General features: G+C 62.0%; 4 protein-coding genes. All 4 read left to right on the forward strand.

The annotated features are described in order from the left end of the window. The first annotated feature begins 296 nt into the window (after positions 1–296). Positions 297–656 (forward strand): hypothetical protein, encoded by a 360-nt coding sequence (locus AB0395_RS47940; RefSeq protein WP_366294995.1) that lies wholly within the window; start codon positions 297–299, stop codon positions 654–656. A gap of 337 nt (positions 657–993) precedes the next feature. After that, complete coding sequence (locus AB0395_RS47945) at positions 994–2,250, forward strand: alpha/beta hydrolase (protein WP_366294998.1); 1,257 nt, start codon at positions 994–996, stop codon at positions 2,248–2,250. Then, on the forward strand, positions 2,150–2,809 hold the full coding sequence (locus AB0395_RS47950) for an alpha/beta hydrolase (RefSeq protein ID WP_366295001.1): 660 nt from the start codon (positions 2,150–2,152) through the stop codon (positions 2,807–2,809). The genes AB0395_RS47945 and AB0395_RS47950 overlap by 101 nt, the downstream gene beginning before the upstream one ends. Before the next feature lies 1 nt (position 2,810). Next, positions 2,811–3,125, forward strand: coding sequence for a hypothetical protein (locus tag AB0395_RS47955; protein ID WP_366295004.1), 315 nt, complete (start codon positions 2,811–2,813; stop codon positions 3,123–3,125). The last annotated feature ends 90 nt before the right edge of the window (positions 3,126–3,215 follow it).

The following is a 3,215-nucleotide window of genomic DNA, read 5'->3' on the forward strand; positions in this document are numbered from 1 at the left end:
GGGACCTTAGACAAGTCCGACCCTCCCAGTTCAAGGGCACTTTTCTCATGTAAACGATCAAGTTCTCCGAAACTCACCGCGAAAGCTCGAGGTTAGTTCCACCATTGTTGAAATCCGGCAAGAGCGGCATCGTCACCACGTCGTGCGCGCCGCAGCCGGGACGCCCTCCGCCGCTCGACAGGCACGGATTCAAGCCTTTCTCTCTTTCGACCGCTCTGTGAACCGGAGGTTCAGTGTCCGATCCAGACGTCTCCCCAGGCGCACTCCCGGTGGCAGGCCTGCCCGAGAAGGAGCCCATGCCGGCGAAGGTGAGAGAGCTCCAGTCGATGATGTGGGCGCAGTCGATCATCGGGATACCCGGCGTCTTCCTCGCCTTTTACATCTACGTTCTCAGTCTGGGCCACATGCCGTGGGGCGTCTGGCCGCTGGCCGCTCTCCCGGTGCTGACAGGCCCGCTGTCGCTGTTGTTCGGGACCCGGAGAAGGTTGGTGCGCCTTCTGGCCTATGTGATCGAGGGAATCTCGGTTCTGGTGAACGGCTACAGCCTGCTGATCGTGCTGTTTATGGGGTTCTTCGGGGCGGTCCACCTGGCCCTGGGAATCGCTGTGATGGTCAAGCTGTCGAAGGTGACGATGGATTCCTGGTTCGACCGGTAGAGAACACCTTGGAGGGGCATCCCGCCTTGGGTGGGACGCCCCTCCAGGCGTCAGCCCTGCTATCCCTAGGGTCCTCGTGTGCTACAGATAGGCGTATTTATGGGAGTTTGAGAGACCTATTTATGATTTGAGTGACTTCAAAGCCAAACCTTGATCCTTCCTGGTCTTGTATGAGACCCTGACGCATTGTGGCGGGGGGAGCGCGACGGGGGAGTTGGAAGCCGCGTTATCGCGGGTCGTACGGCTGGGGGCGGACCACGCCTCAATGCTGGATTCATGTGCGCGATGCATGTCCGCGCACGCCTGGGTCGGCGGAGGGGCTCCGGCGTTCGACCAGATGCTCGCCATCCGGCGCGCGACCCTGCAGTTGGCCTTTACGACGGCGGCTCAGGAAATAGTCCTGCGTATCAGGCAGCTCGGCGGCCAGGCGCACGTGCCGTCGTTCTCGACGTCCATCAGTGTGATGGCCCCTTCGCCGGGCGCGTTCTCCGGGATGGACATCGCCGCCATGACTCGCATGGTGGCCGACCTCCAGCGAGCCGGGCAGGAGCTGCCTCGCGCCGGGCAACGGCTCAGCGCCGAGTTGTCCGCGCTCTGCCTTTCCTCCCCTTCAGGACGGCAGGTCCTCGACACCGGGGTCTGGGCGGACGAACAGGCGCGCGACCTGCGGCAGCGACTGACCACGATCCAGCAGACGCACGACATCGGCACAGCCAGTAAGGCGACGGCCGCCTTCGGGCTCTTCGGCGGGCATGCCCCCGCTTCGGGCGAGATCGGCAAGCTGACGACCGCCGCTGGGAAGGGAGACGTCACCGCCCTGAAAACCCTGAAGGACCTGCAGGACACCGGGAAGGACGCGACCCTGGCCGCCCGGCTCAACGTGTGGTGGCGCGAGCTGGACAAGACCGCTCAGGGCCAGCTGATCGCCGCCTCCCCGGGCCTGGTCGGCGCCCTGAACGGTCTCCCCGCCACGGTCCGCGACCAGGCGAACCGCAAATACCTGGCTGACCAGAAGGCCACGATCACTCCGGAGCTGGAGCGGCTGCGTGCATCGTCGACGGAGCTGAAGAAAACGCTGAGAAGCCTGGCGGAGCAGCAGAATTCAATGCGTGATCCGCGTCAGATATCCGCCAACCCCGCGCAGAGAGCACAAGCGTTGCAATCCCTCGGGAAGAACGCCGCAGCCATCAAGGAGCTGGAGTTGAAACTGCGGCAGATCGCGTCCGTGGAGAAAAGCCTGGCACTTGGCGGTCTGAACGGCCGCCCTCCCGCCATGCTGTTGCAACTGGAGCTGGGAGGATTGGGAAAGACCGCCGTATCATTTGGGAACCCCGATGAGGCAGACAACATAGCCGTCTATGTTCCCGGAACCGGAACCAAGTTGGATGGTTTCGGGGACGACAACTCCGACGCCGAGCGGGCCGCCGTCGCATGGGACCGGGCGAACGAGTTCCGGAGAGAGAAGAAGATCGCCTCTATAGCCTGGCTCGGCTATGAGGCACCGCAGTGGGGGGAGTTTCCTGGAGCCGAACGGCACGCCCGCCCTGGCCTTCGCCGCAACCAATGGGGCGCCGCTTCTGGCCAGTTTTACTGATGGTCTCCGGGCTGCTCACAACGCTGCCTCCAACGTCCGTTTCACCGTTCTGGGCCATAGCTACGGATCGACGACGGTCGGCGTGGCCGCTCAAAAGCGTCCGGGAGCCTTCGCGGATCAATTGATTTTTGTGGGGAGCCCTGGAGTGACCGCCGCGGGGGGAAAGGACTTGAAAGTGGGTTCGGTTTTGGTAGGGGAGGCGCCTAATGATCCTGTTGGCGATATCGGATCTGTTATCCCTGCCCTTGGGCCCGATCCCAGCTCTCAGGTCTTCGGCGCTCAGTCGTTTTATGTTCCGGATAGCGGAGACTCCGTGATCAGCTTTAAGGGGCACTCTAGTTACTGGGCTGGCAGTTCCAAGTCGCTGAGTAATATTGCGCATGTAATCAACGGTGAATACGGGTCCGTGATTCGTTACGCCGAACCGTCCGCGAGTTCGACGGTGACCCCGCCGCCCCCTACTGCTCCGCCTTCTTTGTCGCTGAAGGGATCCGGTGCGCTGCCTACCGAGAATCCGTCACCCCATCCGCAGCCTTCGCCTGTACCGACCGGAGAGTGAGATGCTGCGCCCTGTTTTGGCGATCCTGGCTATTGTTATTCTTGCTGTCGGCTGCACTAGGGAAGGTGTTGTGAACGGCCCCACAATCACTCAGGAACAGGCATTAGGGCGGGTTGAGCAGCTTATCAAGGAGACGGCTGGCATCATAATTCCCAAGCCCCGGCTTGACCTCTATCGCCCCAGCCTTAACGTCACATCCTGCCTTGACCCTACGGATGGCGGGTCGAAGGATCGCGTTGTGATCAATCGCTCCTATTATCTGGAAGGCATTCCACGGGACCGAGTTGCGGAGGTGGCGAAGCAGGTCAAGCAGTGAGCCTTTTTCATCTCGCTTCACGGAGTTGAAGCGTGAGGATCGCTTTGACGAGTTGACCTGCGCGAAGAGGGCAGCAGCGTAGCCTGCGCA

The sequence above is a fragment of the Streptosporangium sp. NPDC051023 genome, from assembly GCF_040689595.1.
In the GTDB taxonomy this organism is placed as follows: Bacteria; Actinomycetota; Actinomycetes; order Streptosporangiales; family Streptosporangiaceae; genus Streptosporangium.